Source organism: Microbacterium sp. NPDC089695 (assembly GCF_044749085.1).
GTDB lineage: Bacteria > Actinomycetota > Actinomycetes > Actinomycetales > Microbacteriaceae > Microbacterium.
Genome location: NZ_JBIVHG010000004.1, coordinates 186911 through 205454, shown reverse-complemented (window position 1 = coordinate 205454; position 18544 = coordinate 186911). Strand labels below are relative to the sequence as shown.

At 70.6% G+C, this 18544-nt stretch carries 18 protein-coding genes; 12 read left to right on the top strand and 6 right to left on the bottom strand.

The window, feature by feature from the left end:
* The first annotated feature begins 33 nt into the window (after positions 1-33).
* Positions 34-894 (top strand): alpha/beta fold hydrolase, encoded by an 861-nt coding sequence (locus tag ACIPYT_RS16760; RefSeq protein ID WP_401076853.1) that lies wholly within the window; start codon positions 34-36, stop codon positions 892-894.
* Positions 895-899: 5 nt separating this feature from the next.
* Here the strand turns inward: ACIPYT_RS16760 and ACIPYT_RS16755 are convergent, their stop codons facing one another.
* Complete coding sequence (locus ACIPYT_RS16755) at positions 900-1649, bottom strand: SDR family NAD(P)-dependent oxidoreductase (protein ID WP_401076851.1); 750 nt, start codon at positions 1647-1649, stop codon at positions 900-902.
* Between the two features lie 92 nt (positions 1650-1741).
* Between ACIPYT_RS16755 and ACIPYT_RS16750 the strand changes: the two genes are divergently transcribed.
* The gene (locus ACIPYT_RS16750) at positions 1742-2341 is read left to right on the top strand and encodes a TetR/AcrR family transcriptional regulator (protein WP_401076848.1); all 600 of its coding nucleotides are present in this window, start codon (positions 1742-1744) and stop codon (positions 2339-2341) included.
* Between the two features lie 12 nt (positions 2342-2353).
* On the opposite strand, the gene ACIPYT_RS16745 is transcribed toward ACIPYT_RS16750, so the two are convergent.
* Entirely contained in the window at positions 2354-4159 is a 1806-nt protein-coding gene (locus ACIPYT_RS16745) for a carboxylesterase/lipase family protein (RefSeq protein ID WP_401076845.1), read from the bottom strand.
* A gap of 164 nt (positions 4160-4323) precedes the next feature.
* Here ACIPYT_RS16745 and ACIPYT_RS16740 point away from each other — a divergent pair, with 164 nt between their 5' ends.
* The 4 genes from ACIPYT_RS16740 (at position 4324) to ACIPYT_RS16725 (ending at position 7787) form a co-directional block, all read left to right on the top strand.
* On the top strand, positions 4324-4797 hold the full coding sequence (locus ACIPYT_RS16740) for a carboxymuconolactone decarboxylase family protein (RefSeq protein WP_401076842.1): 474 nt from the start codon (positions 4324-4326) through the stop codon (positions 4795-4797).
* Positions 4798-4918: 121 nt separating this feature from the next.
* Complete coding sequence (locus ACIPYT_RS16735) at positions 4919-5476, top strand: small multidrug efflux protein (RefSeq protein WP_401076839.1); 558 nt, start codon at positions 4919-4921, stop codon at positions 5474-5476.
* A 107-nt stretch (positions 5477-5583) separates the two neighbouring features.
* Positions 5584-6132 carry a hypothetical protein gene (locus ACIPYT_RS16730; RefSeq protein ID WP_401076836.1) on the top strand — a complete coding sequence of 183 codons (549 nt, stop codon included), beginning with the start codon at positions 5584-5586 and terminating at the stop codon, positions 6130-6132.
* Positions 6133-6494: 362 nt separating this feature from the next.
* Entirely contained in the window at positions 6495-7787 is a 1293-nt protein-coding gene (locus ACIPYT_RS16725; RefSeq protein WP_401076834.1) for a sodium:proton exchanger, read from the top strand.
* Between the two features lie 18 nt (positions 7788-7805).
* Here ACIPYT_RS16725 and ACIPYT_RS16720 read toward each other — a convergent pair whose 3' ends face one another.
* Positions 7806-8309, bottom strand: coding sequence for a hypothetical protein (locus tag ACIPYT_RS16720; protein ID WP_401076831.1), 504 nt, complete (start codon positions 8307-8309; stop codon positions 7806-7808).
* A 504-nt stretch (positions 8310-8813) separates the two neighbouring features.
* Between ACIPYT_RS16720 and ACIPYT_RS16715 the strand changes: the two genes are divergently transcribed.
* Positions 8814-9206, top strand: a complete 393-nt coding sequence (locus ACIPYT_RS16715; RefSeq protein ID WP_401076828.1) for a hypothetical protein — start codon at positions 8814-8816, stop codon at positions 9204-9206.
* 42 nt (positions 9207-9248) lie between these two features.
* Here ACIPYT_RS16715 and ACIPYT_RS16710 read toward each other — a convergent pair whose 3' ends face one another.
* From ACIPYT_RS16710 to ACIPYT_RS16700, 3 genes are read right to left on the bottom strand one after another with little or no spacing between them, the layout of a single operon-like run.
* Positions 9249-12713: an error-prone DNA polymerase gene (locus ACIPYT_RS16710; RefSeq protein WP_401076825.1), complete on the bottom strand. Its 3465-nt coding sequence runs from the start codon at positions 12711-12713 to the stop codon at positions 9249-9251.
* A complete protein-coding gene (locus tag ACIPYT_RS16705; RefSeq protein ID WP_401076823.1) occupies positions 12713-14251 on the bottom strand; it encodes a DNA polymerase Y family protein in 1539 nt (512 codons plus the stop codon). The genes ACIPYT_RS16710 and ACIPYT_RS16705 overlap by 1 nt, the downstream gene beginning before the upstream one ends.
* Positions 14248-15024 (bottom strand): hypothetical protein, encoded by a 777-nt coding sequence (locus tag ACIPYT_RS16700; protein ID WP_401076820.1) that lies wholly within the window; start codon positions 15022-15024, stop codon positions 14248-14250. Before ACIPYT_RS16700 ends, ACIPYT_RS16705 begins: the two co-directional genes overlap by 4 nt.
* Positions 15025-15179: 155 nt before the next feature.
* Between ACIPYT_RS16700 and ACIPYT_RS16695 the strand changes: the two genes are divergently transcribed.
* The 5 genes from ACIPYT_RS16695 to ACIPYT_RS16675 are packed head-to-tail and all read left to right on the top strand — an operon-like array spanning position 15180 to position 18450.
* Positions 15180-15650, top strand: a complete 471-nt coding sequence (locus ACIPYT_RS16695) for a prepilin peptidase (RefSeq protein ID WP_401076817.1) — start codon at positions 15180-15182, stop codon at positions 15648-15650.
* A gap of 34 nt (positions 15651-15684) precedes the next feature.
* On the top strand, positions 15685-15900 hold the full coding sequence (locus ACIPYT_RS16690) for a response regulator (RefSeq protein ID WP_401076815.1): 216 nt from the start codon (positions 15685-15687) through the stop codon (positions 15898-15900).
* The gene (locus tag ACIPYT_RS16685; protein WP_401076812.1) at positions 15893-16537 is read left to right on the top strand and encodes a CYTH domain-containing protein; all 645 of its coding nucleotides are present in this window, start codon (positions 15893-15895) and stop codon (positions 16535-16537) included. Before ACIPYT_RS16690 ends, ACIPYT_RS16685 begins: the two co-directional genes overlap by 8 nt.
* Positions 16538-16588: 51 nt before the next feature.
* A complete protein-coding gene (locus ACIPYT_RS16680) occupies positions 16589-17740 on the top strand; it encodes a type III polyketide synthase (protein ID WP_401076810.1) in 1152 nt (383 codons plus the stop codon).
* The gene (locus ACIPYT_RS16675; RefSeq protein WP_401076807.1) at positions 17737-18450 is read left to right on the top strand and encodes a methyltransferase domain-containing protein; all 714 of its coding nucleotides are present in this window, start codon (positions 17737-17739) and stop codon (positions 18448-18450) included. The genes ACIPYT_RS16680 and ACIPYT_RS16675 overlap by 4 nt, the downstream gene beginning before the upstream one ends.
* Positions 18451-18544: the final 94 nt, after the last annotated feature.

Genomic DNA, 18544 nt, shown 5'->3' with positions numbered 1-18544 from the left:
ATCGCACGCAGGACATCGAACGAGGAGGACATCATGGTCAGGGTTCATCACAGGACGGCCACCGTGCAGGGGCTGGACGTGTTCTACCGCGAGGCGGGGCCGAAGGACGCCCCGGTGCTGCTCCTGCTGCACGGATACCCCACGAGCTCGCACATGTTCCGGCATCTCATCCCGGCACTCGGCGAGAGGTACCGGGTGATCGCCCCCGACCACATCGGCTTCGGGCGCTCATCCGCGCCGTCCGTCGACGAGTTCTCCTACACGTTCGACGCCCTCACGGAGGTCACCCGCGGGCTGCTCGCCGAGCTCGGCGTCTCGGCGTTCACGGTCTATACGCAGGACTACGGCGCGCCGATCGCGTGGCGGCTCGCCCTCCACGACCCCGATGCGGTCGAGGGCGTGATCTCGCAGAACGGGAACGCCTACGAAGAGGGGTTCGTGCCCGAGTTCTGGGCGCCGATCTGGGCGTACGGCGACGACAGGTCGCCCGAGAACGAGCGCGCGCTGCGGCCGGCGCTGGAGAGGGATGCCGTCGAGTGGCAGTACCTGCACGGCGTGCCCGACCCGTCGCTCGTCGACCCGGACGCCTGGGAGCACGATCTCGCACTCCTCGCGCGGCCGGGGTCGGACCGCGCGCAGCTCGCCCTGTTCGCGGACTACGCGTCGAACCGGCTCCTGTACCCGCGGGTGCACGACTGGCTGCGTGCCTCCGGAGTTCCCGTGCTGGCGATCTGGGGTCGCAACGACGAGATCTTCGGCCCTGCCGGCGCCGAGGCCTTCCGCCGCGACGCGCCACACGCGAGGGTCGACCTCCTCGACGGCGGGCACTTCCTGCTGGAATCCCATCTCGACGAGGTGGCCGACGCGATCCTCGAGTGGCGCGCCGCGTTCTGAGGAGGTCAGACCTGGTTGGCGCCGCCGTCGACGAGCACGTTCGAGCCGAGCATGAAGCTGCTGTCGGACGAACCGAGGAATGCGACGACGCCCGCCATCTCCTCGAGGCGTGCCGTGCGACCGATCGGGAGCGTCGCGGCCAGGCTCTCGTTGTAGGCGACGACGTTCTCGGCGCCGACGAGCTCGACGACTCCGGAGGTGTCGGTGGGGCCGGGGGAGATCGCGTTGACGCGGATGCCGCGGTCCTTGAGCTCGTTCGCCCAGGTGCGGGTGAAGCTGCGCAGAGCGGCCTTGGAGGCGGCGTAGGCGCCCATGCCCGCGACGCCGCGGTCTGCGGAGGTCGACGCGTTGATGATCACCGAGCCGCCGGGGTTCAGGTGGGGGATGGCCTTCTGCACCGTGAGCATCGTGCCGACGACGTTGATGCCGAGCACGAACTGGAGGTCGTCTTCGGTGAGTTCGTCGATCGGCGCGAACGTCGCGACGCCGGCGTTGGCGAACAGGACGTCGAGGCCGGCCCCGCGCGCCTCGACCGCGGCGTACAGACGATCGAGGTCGGCGCTGTTGCGGATGTCGCCGGCGATCGCGGTGACGCCGGGCCCGATCTCCGCGACGGCCTGGTCGAGCTCGTTCTCGCGGCGTCCCATGATGAAGACGTGCGCGCCCTCGGACACGAGCCGAGCCGCGGTCGCCCGGCCGATCCCGTTGGTCCCGCCGCCTGTGACGACCGCTGTCTTGCCCTCGAACCTGTTCATCGTGAATCCCTTCGTCTCTTTCTGCACCGATCGGTGTTTAAGTAACCCTAGCAGTTCTGCATCGATCGGTCTCGAAGTGGTAGGATCGGCCTGTGGAACAGACGAAGATGGGGCGACCGCGGGAGTTCGACGCCGACGATGCGCTCGAGAAGGCGCTCCTGGTGTTCTGGGAACACGGCTACGAAGGCGCGAGTCTCTCGTTGCTCACCGAAGAGATGGGCATCTCCCGCAAGAGCATGTACGCCGCCTTCGGCAACAAGGAGGACCTCTTCCTGAAGGCCCTCCAGCGCTATGAGCAGGGGCCGGGATCCTATGTGCGCGATTCCGTCGGGGCGGCGACGGCGCGCGAGGTCGCCGAGACGTTCCTGTACGGCGCGGTCGCCGCCGGGACGCAGCCCGGCCGTCCGCCGGGATGCCTCGGTGTGCGGGCCGCTCTCGCGGTGGGCGTCACGGGAGCGACCGTGCAGGAGATCCTCACGGCCTGGCGCGCCCAGCGCCACGTCGACCTGCGCGAGCGCTTCGAACGAGCTCTCGCCGACGGCGACCTCCCGGAGGGGTCCGACCCCGACCTGATCGCGCGCTATCTCACCACGGTGGCCGACGGCGTGAGCGTGCAGGCGACCGAGGGCGCGTCGCGCGAATCCCTCCGCAGCGTCGTCGACGCCTCGATGCGGCACTGGCCGCCGATGTGACGTCGGGGCCGATCACGCGATCGGCCCCGGGTAGGCGACCCAGAAGTCGATCGCTGCGGGGCGCGGACGATCCGTCATCCGACTGCCCTCCGCTCCGAACTCCATGACCTGCTCGGGCTCGGCCTCGGCCGTCGGCCACGACGGCAGCAGCGGATCCCGAGGGGCCCCCGTGGCTGCGAACGACACCCAGTATCCGCTCATCTGGTCGCGCAGCAGCCGGTCGGCATCCGTGTAGTCCGCATCGTGGTCGGCGCCGAGGTTGTCGAACGCGTACGCGATCTCCGCCCCGTGGTAGGCGCCGAACCTCTCCAGCCCCTTCTCCGGGGGTGTGTGGGTGAAGAAGTACAGATAGGCGGGCGCATCACCTGTTCGCGACTGCGCCCGTGACCAGACCAGCATGCCGCGGGTCATGACCCGGTCGGTCTGCGCCTGCAGGGTCGACTGCAGCGCCTCCTCCGGAGTGTCCGCCGGATAGAGCGACAGGTAGTCGTCGGCGAGGTCGCCGTACGTCTCGCGCGCGGTCGCCTCGTACTCGTCGACGTCGATCTCGGGTGGCGCCGCGAGCGCGAGCGATGCCTCGTCAGCGGTGCTCCCCACGAGGATCGGGACGTCGTGCTGTCGGCCCTCCGCGTAGATCTCGGCGGGGGAGTCGGGCAGCACGTATCCGTCGACCGACGGCCGCCAGTGCGCGCCGAGATCGGCAGCCGCCTCGACGATGCGGTCGACCGGCATCGCGCGCATCTCCTCGATCGTCGCGCCGCCGAGCCGGTCGCTCAGCAGCATCCCGGCATCCTCAGCGGACTCGCGCGTGTCGTACTGGTCGCCGCGCTCCGTCGAACCCGTCGTGCCCATGCACGATCCGCTGCCGCCGATGATGCCGGAGATCAGGTCGGCCGAGAGCGGACTCGCACCGAGGATGCACACGCTCTCGCCTCCGGCGGACTCGCCGGCGACGGTCACGCGATCGGGATCGCCGCCGAACGAGGCGATGTTCTCGTGCACCCAGCGGAGAGCTGCGACCTGATCCTGGATGCCGTAGTTGCCGGAGGCTCCGCCCACGCCCTCGTCGGCGAGGTCGGGATGCGTCAGGAACCCCAGGACGCCGAGGCGGTAGTTGACCGTGACGGTGATCACGTCGCCGCGGGCGGCGAGCGACTCGCCGTCGTACAGCGGCAGCGCCCCGGATCCGGTCTGGAAGCCGCCGCCGGGGATGTACACGATCACGGGCAGGCGGGCGGAGGTTCGGCCGGTGCTCCGCCAGACGTTGAGGGTCAGGCTGTCCTCGCTCACCTGATAGGGGTTCAGGAGCGTGCCCTCGAGCGGAGCGTCGACGATCTGCGACAGCGCCCGGCTCGCGAACCGTGACGTCGGCTGCACCGGGACCGGCGAGAAGCGGTCGGCGACGAACAGGCCGTCCCGCGGCAGCGGCGCCTCGGGCGCCCGCCAGCGCAGGTCGCCCACCGGCGGTTGCGCATAGGGGATGCCGGCGAAGATCTCGACCGTTCCGGGGTCGTTCACGACGCCCCGCACCGGACCCTGCGCGGTGGACACCACGGCGGAGGCGATCGGTTCGTCACCCCCGGCAGGCCGGGTGCCCGGCGGCGGGTAGGAGATCACGATCGTCGCGCAGACGATCACCCCGCCGAGGAGACCTGCGCCGAGGCGGAGCAGGCGTCGACGGCGGCGGAGGGCGTGGAGGGCTGCGGCGAGCGCGATGAGCAGCACCGCGGCGAGCGCCCAACCCCACCACGGCGTGCGGTTGAGCCAGCCGAGCACGGCCGTCGGCACCGCGATGAGCAGGGGGAGGATCACGGGCATGGATGCAGTCGAACAGCCGTTCCCGGCACAGGGTCAAGGCGGTGCGCGAGCGATCGAGGCGCGGCGGGTTGACCCTGTGCCGAGAACACGGTCTGGACTGACATGACACGCGGTCGTGGATGCTCGGCGCGACCGCACCGGATGCACGGCGGAGACGAGGACACATGCGGCCCTACCTGGACAAGACGAGCCCCGCGGCGTGGCAGGCCTCGGTCGCGCTCTCGACGGCCGTGCGCGCGGCTGCCGCGGACGGCGGTCTCGCGGCGCAGGAATCCGAACTCATCAAGGTGCGCGCGTCGCAGCTGAACGGGTGCGCGTTCTGCCTCGACCTGCACTCGCGCGAGGCCCGCCAGGCGGGGATCACGCAGCAGCAGCTCGATCTGCTGCCCGCCTGGCGGGAGACCGCTCTGTTCGGCGAGCGCGAGAAGGCCGTGCTCGCGGTGGCGGAGGCGGCCACGGTGCTCCCGGTGGACGAGGAGCGCTCGGCCGATCTGGAGTCCGCGCGAGCGCTGCTCGGTGACGAGGCGTTCTCGGCCGCCGAGTGGGTGGCCGTCGCGATCAACCTGTTCAACCGGATCTCCATCCTCAGCCAGCATCCGGTGCGTCCCCGCGACGGCGCCGGGGCGCTGATCCGGTGACGGCCCCGCAGGCGGAGGTGCCGCACCTGGACTCGCCGGTTTGACTCTGTTCTGAGAACACGGGGTCTACTGGGCGTCGCGGACGACAATCGCTCCGCATCACCCGAGAGGAACCGGAGAAGTGAACCCGATCGAACAGCTCGTCCGAGGCTTTCAAGACCTCGTCGCCTACGTCCCCGAACTGGTGCAACCGTTCGTGATCCTGCTCGCCGGAGCGATCCCCTTCGTCGAGGGGGAGGTGGCGTCGATGGTCGGCGTCGTCGGCGGTGTGAACCCGATCATCGCGGGCATCGCCGCAGCGGCGGGCAACTTCATCAGCGTGCTCCTGATCGTGATGCTCACCTCCCGCGCGCGCACCGCCGTGGTCGATCGGCAGAACGCCCGTGTCGCGGCGACCGTCGGCGGCGGCTCCGCTGAGACCGCGGCCGCGGTCGCGCCCGAGAAGCCGGAGTCGAAGGGCCGCGTGAAGTTCAAGCGGTGGCTCGTGCGGTTCGGCGTGCCGGGAGCCAGCATCCTGGGCCCGCTCGCGATCCCGACGCAGTTCACGTCCGCCATCCTGGTGGCGGGCGGCACGCCCCGCGGCTGGGTGCTTCTGTGGCAGGGTGTGGCGATCGTTCTGTGGACGACCGTCGGCACCGTCTCGGTGTGGGCGGCGTTGACCTTCCTGGTCGGCGTCTGAGGCCGGTGTGTCGCCGCTCCGCGGAGCGGCGACACACGCACGCGAGCGATCCCACGGATGTCGTACCCTTCCGCCACGATGGGCTGGTACCCACCGAAAGGATCCCCATGGGACTGTTCAGCCGTCGCAAGAAGCCGTCGGAGCCCACCCCGCCCGCTGCCACCCCGCCCGCTGCCGAGCCGCAGCCGTGGAAGGACGAGATCCCGTGGGGCACTCCCTACGGCGGGCGTGAGCTCGGACTCCCGGCTCCGCTCGCGGTCGAGTCGGCTCCGGTCATCGCCGAGTGGTTCGTCGGCATCTTCGCGGACGACGACGATGTCGACCTCGACTTCTCGGTGCGGAGCATCGCCGACGTCGACAGCATCCTCACGCACTTCGAGGAGCGCGGCAGCGAGCGCACCGCCGAGGTCACGGCAGCATCCGGGTTCTACGTCGGCGAGGTCTTCGTGCGTCACCTCGGATTCCGGTGGGTCGTGGCGAACGACTTCCCGCACCTCAACGTCCCCGAGGCGCTCAACTTCGCGGTGGTGAGCCCGACCAGCGGTGCCTACAACATCGTCAACAAGGCTTTCAAGCGGGTCGAGAACGGCGACGAAGACAGCCTGGCGTTCTTCGCGCAGTACATCGTGGCGAACGAGAGCGCTGCTCGCGGCTGATCGTCTCGCCGCACCCCGTCGTCTCGGCGCCTGAGCGCGTCGGGCGGCGGGGTACGTGTTTCGCCGTCCCGAAACCTTAAGAGCCACCCGAACGCCGCCCGCGGAATTCCGCTTCAGGCGTCCCGAAATGCTCCGAATCCCTTCTCCTGGCTTGGATCGCGCCGCGATATCCCGGAAGACTGGTGGCAACGAAGGGGAGTAGCTCCGGGTCGCGAGGCCCGAGGGTGCATCGACATGCTGACGTTCACGACGATCGTCCGGTGCCCCGTCCCGATCCGGGATGAGCGAGACCTTCGGCCCTCTGTGTGGCCGGAGCTCCGCTGTGTCGTCTCTTCGGTCATGCCCGACCGAAGGGAGAGCGCGTGCCCCGCGCCCTCATCACCCGCATCCTGCTGTGCCTCACCATCGCAGCCCCCGCCGTCGTCTTCCGGATCCTCGGCTTCCACCCGCATCCCGTGATCGACCTGCTCGTGTTCGGCGCCGCCGTCGTCGCCGCGAGCTTCCTGCTCGCGTGGGCTGCAGAGGCCGCGCAGAAGGACATCTCCGGCGCCCTCGCGATCGCGATCCTCGCGCTCATCGCCGTGCTGCCCGAATACGCGGTCGACCTCTACTACGCCTTCCGATCCGGATCCGATCCGGAGTACGCCCAGTACGCCGCCGCGAACATGACGGGCTCGAATCGCCTGCTCCTCGGCTTCGGATGGCCGCTCGTCGTGATCGTCGCGCTGCTCGTCGCCAACCGCGGTCTCCGTCGCGGCGACCGGCGACGCGTGTCGAGCCTCGGCCTGCCCGTCACGGCGCGCCTCGATGTCGGCTTCCTCGCGATTCTCGCGGTGCTGGCGTTCGCGATCCCGCTGATCGGCAGCATCCCGATCTGGTTCGGTCTCGTGCTCATCGCCGGGTTCGTGCTGTACCTGTGGCGTGCGAGCCGCGTCGAGGACGATGGCGAGGAGGAGTTCGTGGGTGCCGCCGCCGACATCGCCGGTATGCCGACGGGGGCGCGTCGCGCCACGGTGATCGTGATGTTCGTCGTCTCCGCTGCGATCATCCTCGCCTGTGCAGAGCCCTTCGCCACCGCGCTCGTCGACTCGGGCACCTCGCTCGGCATCGACAGCTACTTCCTCGTGCAGTGGCTCGCGCCTCTCGCGTCCGAGGCTCCCGAGTTCATCATCGCCGTGCTGTTCGCTATGCGGGGCATGGGGGCGGCGGCGATCGGCACGCTGATCGCATCGAAGATCAACCAGTGGAGTCTGCTGGTCGGCTCGCTCCCGGTCGCGCACGTCTTCGGTGGGGGCGGAAGCGGTCTGCCGCTCGACGCGCGCCAGATCGAGGAGTTCGTGCTGACCGGTACGCAGACGGTCATGGGCGTCGCCGTCATCATGGCGCTGCGCTTCCACTGGCGGTCGGCGGTGGCGCTCGCGGCGATCTTCGCCGTGCAGTTCTTCGTCACCGACACCACCGGTCGCTATGTGCTGTCGGGGATCCAGGTCGCGATCGCCGTGGGGCTGCTCGTGCTGCACCGCCGTGACATCCTGCCGACTCTGGCCGCGCCGTTCCGTCGCGCGGTCCCCGCGGCGCATTCCGTACCGGCGACGGGTGCGGCGGCGGCGGATGCGCCGACGGCCGACACCGGCTCGGTGCCCGTCGCGCGCTGAGTGACGGCGGGCGGGGCTTCAGCTCTCGGGATCCAGCAGGAAGGCGAGCTCGATCGTCCACGCGGTCTTGCGCTTCTCCCGGCGGGGGTCGGTGCGGAGGATCTCGAAGCGCCCCGCCCACGCTCCGGTGGCGGGATCGGCGTCGAATCCTCGGTCGTTCTCCGGAACCCACGCCAGCAGGCTCTTGTTCGCGGTCATCGAGCTGCCGCGATAGGCGAGAACGCCGTAGTCGCCCGCGGGCGCCTCGCCGACGCGCACGCGGTCGTCGGCGTCATCCGCTCCGTGATCGTCGAAGACGCCCACCTCGATGTCCATGTCACCCGCCATGTCGATCGTGTGAAGCCTCAGGAAGAAGGGTCCGCGCGGTTCGATCCTCCGCGCGTGGAGCCAGCCGGCGAGCTCGCTGATCAGCGCGTCACGCACGGCCAGCATCCCGCGGAAGGGGGTGATCACCCGGATGCCGAGGGTCGGCTGCGATGCCCGGTGCTCGACGAGAGGACCCTGCAGGATGTCGAATGCCATGCGGCCATGATCCCGGTCAGCGCGGCGAAAGGCCAGAGGATCGCGACGGATGCTCGGAGGCGCGACCCGGCCGTGTCGCGGCGGACAGGCTGTGTCGCGGCTGACATGGGAGCGATTGCAACGCGAACCGATCCCGTTCCGACCAGGGTGTCGGATCGAGATCGGCTCGCTGTGTGTCCTGCTGTGTGTCCGACCCGCATCCTCCCCCTGAGGATGCGGCCTGGTAGCCCTCTCGAGTCGTCCACCCCAGTGGGATCTCTCGAGAGGGCGCACCGTCCTTCCCGGACGGTAGGGGAGGCGGCGAAGATCTCGCTGCATCCATCGACTGAATCTCCCCAGATTCCAGTCGGTAGCCCCCGCTACTCGTAGCAGAATATCGCGATTCCCGCTTGTCCGCCATTTGGGGGACAAAGAAATCTACGAATGTTTCTACCGAGTTTTCGGCCGTGTCTGGGAGTTCGCATTCACGGTTGCCGTGGCGGTCTTCGCTCTTAGAGTGGACACATGGACAGAAGGCTCGTCGTGCAGGCTCAGCTCGCGATTCCGAACGGCCATCGAATCGATGTCACCGAGCACCTTGATGACGCCACGGGTGAGGCTTCGGTGCTGTCGATCGTCGACCTCGACACCGGAGTCCGGTACCGCCGGATCGACGAGCTCCGCGGTGAGATCCTCCGATGGGTCGGGCGTGTGGTCGAGTGCACCGTGACGATCGGGGCACCTGTCGCCCGCACGACACTGCTCGTGGCGACCGATGACGAGTCCGCAGGGCGTGGCGCCGAGGCGCGGACGGCTCTGCACGGAGCGGACGCCGCGGTCGACGCCGCTAAGGCGGAGGCCGACCGCTGGGGCGGCGGCGACCGTCTTCCCGAGCCGGAGCCCGAGCGCTTCTGGTAGTCGCGCGGACCCGGCGGCGCGAGTTCTTCCGGCCGTGATCCGTCATCGGAAATCCCGCGACCGATGCGCGACTCCGGTGCGGAGATCCTCGAAGGCGTCGGCGAGGATGTTGATGACGCCCTCCGGGGAGCGTTCGAGGATGCCGCGGATGATGAGCGCAGGTGAATCCCGCGCCACCCGGCGGTAACGCCCCCACACCCCGGTCGAGCAGATCACGTTCACCAGTCCGCTCTCGTCTTCGAGGTTCAGGAACGTGACACCGGCTGCGGTCGCCGGCCGCTGCCGGTGCGTCACGAGCCCGGCGACCTCGACCCGGCGACCGGTCTCATGCGACTGCAGATCTCGCGACGAGAGCACGCCCCGATCGCTCAGCGCCGCACGGAAGTGCGCCATCGGGTGGTCGTCGGTCGAGACGCCCGTCGCCCAGAGGTCGGCCGAGAGCCGCTCGTAGCTCGACTGGTCGGCGAACAGGGGAGGCTGCACCGCGACCGTCGTGCCCGGCAGATACCGGGAGCGGTCGTCGGCCGCGGCGCCGGCGAGCCACATCGCCTCCCGACGCTGCAGCCCGAGGCACTCGAACGCTCCCGACGTGGCGAGCGACTCCACCTGCGCAGCCGTGGCGTCGGTGCGCCGCACGAGGTCGTGCAGATCGCGGTACGGGCCGTGTTCCTCGCGCTCCGCCACGATCCGCCGCGCCAGGGGGAGGCCGATGCCGCGCACGCCGCTCAGGCCCAGCCGCACCGCGTACCCGCCGTCGCGCCGATGCGCGGTCGAGACGTCGGGCAGCGATCGATCGAACCGCGGCACCTCCGGCTGGTCGTGGTCGCCGCACGAGGTCAGGCCCGTCGGCATCTTCGCGCGCGAGTCGTCGAGCGCCTCGAGCTGATCGGTGGCGCCCGAGGCGTGCAAGTCGGGGCGACGCACCTCCACCCCGTGCCGTCTGGCGTCCGAGGTGAGCGTCGACGCCGAGTAGAAGCCCATGGGCTGCGAGCGGAGGAGACCTGCGAGAAAGGCCGCGGGGTAGTGCAGCTTGAGCCACGAGCTCGCATAGACGAGCAGTGCGAAGGAGAGGGAGTGCGACTCGGCGAACCCGAAATTCGAGAACGCCTGGATCTGCGCGTAGATGCGGTCGGACTGGTCCTTCGAGAGGCCACGCCGCGTCATCCCCGCGTAGAGCTTGTCGCGCACCTTCTCGATCTTCTCCAGTCCCCGTTTGGAGCCCATCGCGCGCCGCAGCAGATCGGCTTCGTCCGCCGTGCAGTCGCCGATGGCGGTCGCCATCTGGATCAGCTGCTCCTGGAAGATCGGGATGCCGAGCGTGCGCTCCAGGATCGGCTGCAGGTCGCTGTGCGGGTAGGGGATGTCCAGCCGCACCGGCTCCTCGCCCCTGGTCGCACGAGCGCGGTTCTCCTCGTCGAGGGCGTCCTTCGCCATCTTGCGGCGGACGAACGGATGCACGGCCCCGCCCTGGATGGGACCGGGGCGGATGAGGGCGATCTGGATCGCGAGGTCGTAGAAGCACCGGGGCTGCAGCCGGGGGAGCAGGCCGATCTGTGCGCGGGACTCCACCTGGAACACGCCGATCGAGTCGGCTCGGCACAGCATGTCGTAGACGGCGGGCTCCTCCTTGGGCAGGGTCTCCAACGTCCATGCCTCGCCGGTCGCCTCGCGGATCATGTCGAAGCAGTGCTGCAGGGCGGCGAGCATGCCGAGACCCAGCAGATCGAACTTCACGAGCCCCATCCAGGCGGCGTCGTCCTTGTCCCACTGGATGACGGTGCGGTTCTCCATGCGGGCGTGCTCGACCGGAACGACCTCGCCGACGGGGCGAGCAGTGAGCACCATGCCGCCCGAATGGATGCCGAGGTGCCGCGGCGCCTTCAGCAGCTCTCCCGCATACTCGACCACGGTCGGGGGGATGTCGTGGCCCTCTGCCATCTCCAGACCGTGACTCCATCCGTCGACCTGACGAGACCATGCGTCCTGCTGCCCCGGGGAGTGCCCCAGTGCCCTGGCCATGTCGCGGATCGCGTTCTTGGGGCGGTACTGGATGACGTTCGCCACCTGCGCCGCCCGCTCCCTCCCGTACTCGCGGTACACCCACTGGATGATCTCCTCGCGACGATCGGAGTCGAAGTCCACGTCGATGTCGGGCTCCTCCGAGCGCGTGGTCGCCAGGAAGCGCTCGAACGGCAGCCGGTAGAGGATCGGATCGACCGCGGTGATGCCCAGCAGGTAGCACACCGCGCTCGCCGCGGCCGACCCCCGGCCCTGGCACAGGATGCCGAGACGCCGCGCCTCCGACACGATGCCGTGCACGATGAGGAAGTAGCCCGGGAAGTCCTTCTCCTCGATCACGTCGAGTTCGCGGTGGATGCGTCGCCGGCCGTCGTCGTCCAGCCGCGGATACTTCGTCGGCACGGCCTCCCACACCAGATGCCGCAGCCACGTCATGGGCGTGTGCCCCTCCGGCACCTCCTGACGCGGCAGGGCGGGACGCGCCCTGCGCAGGGGGAAAGCGGACGCCGCGGCGAGCTCCAGCCCGTACGAGATGGCTCCGGGGTAGCGGCGGAACCGGGCGGTCATCTCCGCCCCGCTGCGCAGGTGCGCGCCACCGTGGGTGGGGAGCCAGCCGTCGAGCTCGTCCATGCTGCGCACTGCGCGCACCGCGGCCACGGCCTCGGCCAGAGCGGCGCGGTCGGGCGTGGCGTAGTGCACGTTGTTCGTCGCCACGACGGGCAGGCGATGCCGACGGGCGAGGGTCGCGAGGGTGTCGTTGCGCCGTGTGTCCAGGGGGTCGCCGTGGTCGAACAGCTCGACCGCGACGCGGTCGCGCCCGAACAGATCGATCAGACGGCGCAGCGGCGTCACCGCGTCGCCGGCGTCGAGTCCACGGCGGACGCCGCCTTTGCGGCATCCGGTGAGGATCGTCCAGTGCCCGTCGCCCGTCGCCGCGAGCTCTTCGAGGTCGTACACCGGCCGCCCCTTCTCGCCGCCACGCAGGTGCGCGGTCGTCATCGCGGCGGAGAGCCGGTGATACCCCTCGAGGCCGTCGGCGAGCACGAGCAGATGATCGCCCATCGGATCGGCTGTTCCGCGTTGCGGGGCGTCGAGCCCGATCGACAGCTCGGCGCCGTAGACGGTCTGCAGGCGCAGGTCCATGAGCTCGGCGACCTCGGCGAAGCGCGCGGCGCCGTAGAAGCCGTCGTGGTCGGTGAGGGCGAGCGCGGTGAGGCCGAGTCGTTCGGCCTCGGCGAGCAGGTCTTCCGGCGATGAGGCCCCGTCGAGGAAGGAGTAGGAGGAGTGCGCATGCAGCTCGGCGTACGGTACGGCGTCGTCGGGGCGGTCGACGATGGTCGGCGGTGTGCGCTTCTTGCGTGTGCTGACCGGTCCCGGATCCGGGCGGTCGAGCCGGGGCTCGGGGCCGCCGATCGGGTACGGGGACTCCTCGCCGCTCAGCGTGCGTTCGAGTTCGCGCCAGGTCTGAGGAGGGTTGTGCCAGCCCATCAGCGGTACCTCCCCTCGGCCCACCAGCGGTCGCCCGCCGAGAAGACCAACCAGGCCCGATCATGGTCGTCGACGATCTGCAGCCGGTGCCCGCGCTTGCCGCCGGAGCTCTCCCATCGACGCTCGTGGATCGGCCAGGGGCCCGCCCATGCCTGCACCCGGTCGCCGTCGATTCGCGCGGGGGCATCCGAGAGCGCGCCCCGCTCGTCGACGACGATCGTCTCGCCGGCGGACGACTGCACCCCGATCGGTCGGGGAGGGCGGAAGACCTCGGCGGGCAGCGGATCCGGCAGACTGCCCGGCCACGGACGGTCGGGGTCGCGCGGTGCGACGCTCCGTTCGCCCCACGGGGTGAGCACCTGGCGATCGGCGAGCCAGCGTCCGCCGGACAGTGCGGCCGTCACGACGCCCTGGTGGCCCAGCATCGTCTGCACGCGGGAGACGGCGTGATGCAGTCGTTCGTCGGTGCCGGATCCGAACAGGCCGGGCTGGTGGTGGGCGGCGTCGTCGATCGCCACGGGGACGATGCGCACCTCGGCGATGCCGCCGAAGGCCCGGGCCTCGTCGACGGGGTGCTTCGCGGACTCGGTGGCGAGGGCTTCGAGCTGCCAACGCACGCGGTCGACGAGATCGCCCGCGTCGAAGCATGTCGGATGCAGCCACGTGCGCGAGTGCACCCTCCCGTCGTCGTCGGTCAGGTCGATGCGCACCTCGGTGCAGACGACCGAGGCGTCGGCGAGAGCGAGGAGCACCGCGTCGGCCGTCTGCCGCACCGCGAATGCCACCTGATCGGATCCGGCCAGGGGGGACTCGAACTCGATCGAGCGCACGAGCTCGGGATCGGGAGCACGCGGAACGACCGCACGGGAGTCCGCGCCGGCGGCGAGGGCGTGCAGGCGGGCGCCGCGCTCGCCGAAGCGGTCGCGCACCTCGATTCCGTCGAGCGCGGCGAAGTCGCCGAGTGTGCGTACCCCGAGCCGCACGAGCAGACCCGTGAGCTGCTCGTCGCGGAGCACCCGTACAGGCAGCGGATGCAGGAACTCCTCGGCGCGACCCGGCGGGATCACCGTGCAGGGGCCACCGCCCCGCGCCGCGAGCTCGGCGGTGAACGGACCGTCGGCGACGCCGACGCGCGCCTCGGGGTAGCCGGCCTCGGCGAGCATCCGGATCAGCGCGTGTCCGGCCTCGGCCTCCCCCTCGTGGTAGCGGGAGATGCCGCGGGCGCGGAGCGCGGCGAGTCCCGGGCGCAGCAGAGCCGCACCGGGCGCATGCCTCTCGATGAGCTGCAGCACGGGCAGGAACGCCCGCTCGTCTCTGGCCGGATCGTGCGGGAGGATCCGCAGCGAGGAGATCTGCCCCTGCGCCTCCCGCCGACGCTGCCCCGCCCGCACGCCGTGCTCGCGAGCCGAGGCCGTGCAGGCGACGACCGTGTTGGCGTGCACGAGGGCGGTCGGCGGATGCGGGGGCGCGCCCCCGAGGGCGGCACGCAGGGGCCAGTCGGGGAACCACAGCACGAGGACGCGCAGGGGAGCGGTCATCCGGCCACCGCCAACCGGGGGTACAGCGGGGGTGCGGCGTCGGTACCGCTCAGGCTGTGCAGCGGGGTCGGGTCGGCGACGACCTCTTCCGGCACGGTCTCCACGGCACCCGTGCTGCCGGGCAGTCGTACCCGCACGCTCGACGCCAGAGGGCTGTTCCGCGTGCGGGCGGTGACGGTCGCGGTCGATCCCTCGATCAGCCCCCAGCCCTCGCCGATGCCCTGCCATCGCTGGTCGTGCAGGCGGATCGAGCCCTCGCTCTGCGGCCATGCCCCCGAGGTCTCGGACTCGGCGACGAGCAGGGTGCTCCCGCGATCGCGCAGACGCGCACCCAGCCGCGACGCCTCGGCGTCTCGTACCCGACCGCCGGGCTGCACCGCGATCAACGGCACGACCTCCGCGAGGGCGGATGTGGCCGCGAGCCAGCGCTCGCCCGGGTCGGGGACGAGGATCAGTCGCGGCAGGGCGATGCCGAACGCGGCGGCCGCCTCGACGCCGAGCGTCGGCATCCCGACCACCGCACACCAGAGCCCCTTGCCCGAGGCGGCGCTCAGGAGCGCGAGCACGAGACCGGGCGAGGGGGAGACGGTGTACGCGGTGCCCGTCTGGAGCCCCTGTTCGGGGAGCAGGGACGAGAAGGCGGGGTCGAGGGGGAGCAGCGGGTGCTCGCTGCGTCGGCGCTGCATCCGGCTGATCTCGCGGCGCAGCCGCAACACCTCCCCGGCGCGGGAGTCGCCCGCCGGGGAGATCGCCGTCATCGCATCGATCGCCATGCATCCATCCTCGAACGTATCTTCTAATATCTCAACTGGAGGAACACACGTTAGTTCGAACCTCCGACATCGCGTGGATCCCGCCGAGGAGGGACGAGGAGTGGGTTATCCACACGCGTGATCGGTGACCCCACCGGGTCGCCTAGCCTTCGCGCATGGAACCGCGCACCGTGCTCATCGTCTTCGTGTACCTGGTGCTCCTCGTCGTCGCCTGCCGTCTCGCGGTGATCGACGTGCGCACGCATCGGCTGCCCGACCGGATCGTGCTGCCCACCCTCGCCGCGCTCCTCGTGCTGATCGCCGCAGACGCGCTCGTGACCCGCGACACCGCATCCCTGACCGGTGCCGGATGGGGGCTCCTCATCCTCGGCGGCTTCTACGCCGCGCTCCGCGCGATCAGCCGCGGCGGCATGGGCGGAGGCGACGTCAAACTCGCGGCGGTCATCGGCCTGGTCCTCGGCTGGCACGGCTGGCAGGCGCTCGCGATCGGGGCCGCGTCCGCGTTCGTGCTCGGCGCGATGCACGCGATCGTCCTGCTGCTGCTCCGGCGGGCCGATCGCCGCACCCGGATCGCCTTCGGGCCGTGGATGCTCGCGGGCGCCGTCCTCGGGGTCCTCGTGGCGTGACCGCGATCCGACACGGCAGGGCTATGGTGAGGGGATGGCACTCGCACGACTCCACGGAGGCCCGCTGGACGGGCAGATCATCCCTCTCGACGCTGACGCAGACGACAAGCTGATCGTCCCCTACAGCGAGACGCAGATCGTCTACAACCGTCGCGGCGAGCCGCAGAACACGGGTGACGACGACGGTCCCACCGAGGTGGACTACTGGTTCGACGAGTCCCTCGAGGACATCAACCCCTCGGATGACTGACCCGCACGACACGGCCGCGTCCTCCGACGAGCCCTCGCGGGTCGTCGAGGTCGAGCGCAAGTACGACGTCGACTCCGACACCCCGCTGCCCGACTGGGTCGGCCTGCCCGGGGTCGACGCGGTCTCGGCGGGCGAGGTGCGCGAGCTCGATGCGCGCTACCTCGACACCGCTGACGCCGAGCTCTCGCGTTCCGGAGTCGCACTGCGCCGACGCACGGGGGGTCCGGATGCCGGGTGGCACATCAAGGGGCCGCGCGAGGGCGACGGGCGCCTCGAGATCGGCTGGCCGCTCGGAGACGACGAAGGGGTGCCCTCCGGGGTCGCCGAGACCCTCTCGCGCTGGACGACCGGGGAGCTGCTGCCGCTCGCCCGCATCGAGAACTCCCGTACCGCGTTCCACCTCACGGGCCCGGGCGGCGTGATCGCCGAGTTCGTCGACGACCACGTCCGCGCCACCGACCTGCGCGCCGACGTCGTGCGCGAGTGGCGGGAGTGGGAGTTCGAACTCGGACCGGCCGCGCCGGTGGACGAGGCGGGTCGCTCGGCCCTGTTCGCCGCCGTCGAGCGCGCCGTATCGGCCGCAGGAGGCCGCGAGTCGGCATCCGGATCGAAGCTCGCCAGAGCGCTGGGATTCTGAGCGGGGCGCAAGCCCCTTCCCCGGTTCCCCGCCGCATGCTTGAGTGACATCATGAGCCGATCCGTCCTCCTCCGCTCCCTCGCGACGGTGGTCCCCGAGACCGTGATCGCGCAGGACGAGGTCAGGGACGTATTCGCGTCGCAGCCCGGCATCGGCCGTCTCGCTCAGCGCCTGATCGGGGCGTCCTTCAACGAGTCGGGCATCGCCACGCGGCACACCGTGGTCGACGAACTCTCGTCGTCGGTCTCCGTCGACGAGCCGGTGTTCTACGACCGGGAGTCGGGTCTGCTGCTCGCACCGGGCACCAAGGCGCGCAACGACCTCTACGCGCGGGAGGCGACCAGGCTCGTCGTCGAGGCCGCACGGCGGGCGATCGCCGCGGACCCCGACATCGACGCGTCCGACGTCACGCACGTCATCACGGCGTCGTGCACCGGATTCCACGCCCCGGGACCCGACTACGAGGTCGCGCGCGCCCTGGAGCTCTCGGACTCCGTGCAGCGCTATCACCTCGGGTTCATGGGCTGCTACGCGGCCATGCCCGCGCTGCGCGCCGCCCGCCAGTTCTGCCTCGCCGACCCCATGGCCGTCGTGCTCGTGGTGAGCGTCGAGCTGTGCACCCTGCACCTGCGCTCCTCCGACGACCCCGACGTGATCGTGGCCTCCTCGCTGTTCGCCGACGGGGCCGCCGCGGGCATCGTCACCGCACGCGACCTGCCCACCCTGACCGCAGCGGTCGCCCTCGACCGCTTCCACACCGCCATCGCCCCGGAGGGTGAGAAGGACATGGCGTGGACGATCGGCGACACGGGTTTCGAGATGGTCCTCTCCACCGCGGTGCCGCACATCATCGGCGAGACGATCCTCGACGCGGTGCGCCCGCTGTTCGACGCCGACGAGCGGATGCGGAGCGCGTTCGACGCCGGACGCATCGGCGACGAGGTGGTGCACTGGGCCGTGCATCCCGGCGGCCGCGGCATCCTCGACCGCGTGCAGGACCGGCTGCGTCTCACCGACGTCCAGATGGCGCCGGCACGCGGCGTCCTCCACGACTACGGCAACATGTCGAGCGCCACCGTGCTGTTCGTGATCCGCGACATCCTCGCGAGCGGCGCTGCGGACGGGTCCCGGCTCGCGGCGATGGCCTTCGGCCCGGGCCTCACGGCGGAGAGCGCCCTCATGACCGTCGTGGCCGAGGGATGACGATCGACCTGAGCACGCGAGCGACCGATCTCGTCGAGCTCATGGACGATCCGCACGCCGATCTCGGGATGCTGGAGCGCACGTACGACCGGTTCCGTCTCGTGAACGCCGCCGTCGCCCGGCCGGGCCTTCTGCTGCGAGATGTGCTGCCGCGGGCGCGGCAGGGCGCGGTGCGCGTCCTCGACGTCGGGTCGGGCGGCGGCGATGTGAGCCGGATGATCGCGCGTCGCGTGCGACGAGAGGGCCTGGTCGCCGAGGTCACGGCGCTGGACGCCGACGACAGGGCCGTGCGCTGGGCGTCAGCGAACGACGGGGGAGCGGGAGTGCGGTACCGCCGTGCGCTGGTCGCCGACCTCGTCGCGGCGGGCGAGCGCTTCGACGTCGTCTATTCGAACCACGTGCTGCACCACCTCACCGACACCGAGCGACGGGAGATGCTCGACGACACGCGGCGGCTCGTCCTCCCGGGAGGCGTGGTCGTGCATCGCGACATCGCACGGAGTCGGGCGGCCTATCGACTGTTCGACGTCGGTACCGCGGTGCTCGCCTCGACGTTCCTGCGGGGCTCGTTCATCCGGATCGACGGCCTGCTCAGCATCCGCCGCTCGTACACGCCCCGGGAGCTGCGTGCCGTCGCGCCGCCGGGATGGACGGTGCGTGGAGCGCTGCCCGCGCGGCTCGAACTCCGCTGGGAGGAGCCGGTGGACTGACCGGAGCGCACGAAGGGCCCGGATGCCGTGGCATCCGGGCCCTTCCGCTACTGCCTGGGGTTTCGACTCGCTTCGCTCGCTCAACCCTGATCCG

Excerpts from the sequence above, each read along its gene's own strand:
- ACIPYT_RS16760 (WP_401076853.1), top strand. The coding sequence starts at position 34 with ATGGTCAGGGTTCATCACAGGACGGCCACCGTGCAGGGGCTGGACGTG.
- ACIPYT_RS16755 (WP_401076851.1), bottom strand. The coding sequence starts at position 1,649 with ATGAACAGGTTCGAGGGCAAGACAGCGGTCGTCACAGGCGGCGGGACC.
- ACIPYT_RS16745 (WP_401076845.1), bottom strand. The coding sequence starts at position 4,159 with ATGCCCGTGATCCTCCCCCTGCTCATCGCGGTGCCGACGGCCGTGCTC.
- ACIPYT_RS16740 (WP_401076842.1), top strand. The coding sequence starts at position 4,324 with ATGCGGCCCTACCTGGACAAGACGAGCCCCGCGGCGTGGCAGGCCTCG.
- ACIPYT_RS16730 (WP_401076836.1), top strand. The coding sequence starts at position 5,584 with ATGGGACTGTTCAGCCGTCGCAAGAAGCCGTCGGAGCCCACCCCGCCC.
- ACIPYT_RS16720 (WP_401076831.1), bottom strand. The coding sequence starts at position 8,309 with ATGGCATTCGACATCCTGCAGGGTCCTCTCGTCGAGCACCGGGCATCG.
- ACIPYT_RS16715 (WP_401076828.1), top strand. The coding sequence starts at position 8,814 with ATGGACAGAAGGCTCGTCGTGCAGGCTCAGCTCGCGATTCCGAACGGC.
- ACIPYT_RS16710 (WP_401076825.1), bottom strand. The coding sequence starts at position 12,713 with ATGGGCTGGCACAACCCTCCTCAGACCTGGCGCGAACTCGAACGCACG.
- ACIPYT_RS16705 (WP_401076823.1), bottom strand. The coding sequence starts at position 14,251 with ATGACCGCTCCCCTGCGCGTCCTCGTGCTGTGGTTCCCCGACTGGCCC.
- ACIPYT_RS16700 (WP_401076820.1), bottom strand. The coding sequence starts at position 15,024 with ATGGCGATCGATGCGATGACGGCGATCTCCCCGGCGGGCGACTCCCGC.
- ACIPYT_RS16695 (WP_401076817.1), top strand. The coding sequence starts at position 15,180 with ATGGAACCGCGCACCGTGCTCATCGTCTTCGTGTACCTGGTGCTCCTC.
- ACIPYT_RS16690 (WP_401076815.1), top strand. The coding sequence starts at position 15,685 with ATGGCACTCGCACGACTCCACGGAGGCCCGCTGGACGGGCAGATCATC.
- ACIPYT_RS16685 (WP_401076812.1), top strand. The coding sequence starts at position 15,893 with ATGACTGACCCGCACGACACGGCCGCGTCCTCCGACGAGCCCTCGCGG.
- ACIPYT_RS16680 (WP_401076810.1), top strand. The coding sequence starts at position 16,589 with ATGAGCCGATCCGTCCTCCTCCGCTCCCTCGCGACGGTGGTCCCCGAG.
- ACIPYT_RS16675 (WP_401076807.1), top strand. The coding sequence starts at position 17,737 with ATGACGATCGACCTGAGCACGCGAGCGACCGATCTCGTCGAGCTCATG.